The 1,576-nt window shown below is 75.9% G+C and carries 1 protein-coding gene; it reads right to left on the bottom strand.

The features are described 5' to 3' along the window. A partial coding sequence (locus HGA02_RS18825; RefSeq protein WP_168680861.1) for a DNA polymerase III subunit gamma and tau occupies positions 1-1,370 on the bottom strand: 1,370 nt, incomplete at its 3' end. Positions 1,371-1,576: the final 206 nt, after the last annotated feature.

Raw genomic sequence — 1,576 nt, 5'->3', positions numbered from 1 at the left:
GCCTGCTCGGCCGGGCGACCGGACGCCGACGAGGACGCGGCGGCACCGCGGTTCGCGAGCGCCTCCCGGACTGCGGCGGCACCACGGGCGCCGCCGAGGGCGGGCGCAGGCGTGTCGTCGGCGCGCGGGACCGGCGTCGCCGGCACCTCCGTGCCGCCCGGGCCGACGAGACGGGCGGACGCGAAAGCGGCGCCGTCGGCGGGGAGCCCGCGTTCGAGGCGGTCGAGGCGCGCGCCGAGGCCCGAGCGGGTGTCGTCGGCGGCAGGCAGCAGGAGGCGGGCCATGAGGAGCTCGAGGTGCAGGCGCGGCGACGTCGCGCCCGTCATCTCGGTGAGGGCGGCGTTCGCCAGGTCGGCGGAGCGCGAGAGCTCGGACGCGCCGAGGTGCTGGGCCTGCAGGCGCATGCGGGCGAGCTGGTCGGCGGGCACGTCGCGCAGCGCGGCTGCGGCGGCGTCGCCGGACGCGGCGATGACGATGAGGTCGCGCAGGCGCTCGAGCAGGTCCTCGACGAAGCGACGGGGCTCGTGACCAGTCGTGATGACGCGCTCGACGACGCGGAATGCGGACCCGCCGTCGCGCGCGGCGATCGCCTCGACCAGGTCGTCGAGGAGCGCGGCCGGGGTGTAGCCGAGGAGCGCGGCCGCGTCGTCGTAGTCCAGGCCGCCCTCGCCCGAGCCGGCGATGAGCTGGTCGAGCACGGAGAGGGTGTCGCGCACCGAGCCGCCGCCCGCGCGCACGACGAGCGGGAGGACGCCCGACCCGACGGGCACGCCCTCGCTCGCGCAGAGCTGCTCGAGGTAGGGCACGAGCACGTCCGGCGGGACGAGCCGGAACGGGTAGTGGTGCGTGCGCGAGCGGATCGTGCCGATGACCTTGTCGGGCTCGGTCGTCGCGAAGATGAACTTGATGTGCGGCGGCGGCTCCTCGACGATCTTGAGCAGCGCGTTGAAGCCCTGCGGCGTGACCATGTGGGCCTCGTCGAGGATGAACACCTTGAACCGGTCACGGGCCGGGGCGAACGTCGCGCGCTCGCGGAGCTCGCGGGCGTCGTCGACGCCGCCGTGGCTGGCCGCGTCGATCTCGACGACGTCGAGGCTGCCCGGGCCGCCGCGTGCGAGCTCGACGCACGACGCGCACGTGCCGCAGGGCGTGTCCGTCGGGCTGGCCTCGGTGTTCGCCTCGCAGTTGAGGATGCGCGCGAGGATGCGCGCCGACGTCGTCTTGCCGCAGCCGCGCGGGCCGCTGAACAGGTACGCGTGGTTGACCTGGCCGCTGCGCAGCGCCTGCCGCAGGGGTGCGGTGACGTGGTCCTGACCGATGACCTCGGCGAAGTTCTCGGGCCGGTAGCGGCGGTACAGGGCTGTCGTCACGCGAGAACCCTAGACGCCCCCACCCACGCGCGGGAGCGCCCGTCCCCCGGCCTGCACGGACGCGCGGCGGCGCCGGCGAGCTGCCGCGGACGGCCCCGTCAGCCGAGCAGCACGACGCCCGCGAGCACGAGCACGACGACGGCACCGACGGGTGACGCCCACGACCGCCCCCGCTCCCCGACGACCCGCCCGAGCGCACCCGACAC

This window comes from Cellulomonas septica (assembly GCF_012396155.1).
Taxonomy (GTDB): domain Bacteria; phylum Actinomycetota; class Actinomycetes; order Actinomycetales; family Cellulomonadaceae; genus Cellulomonas; species Cellulomonas septica.
The sequence above is the reverse complement of the archived record's forward strand: the minus strand, read 5'-3'. Positions and strand labels throughout refer to the sequence as shown.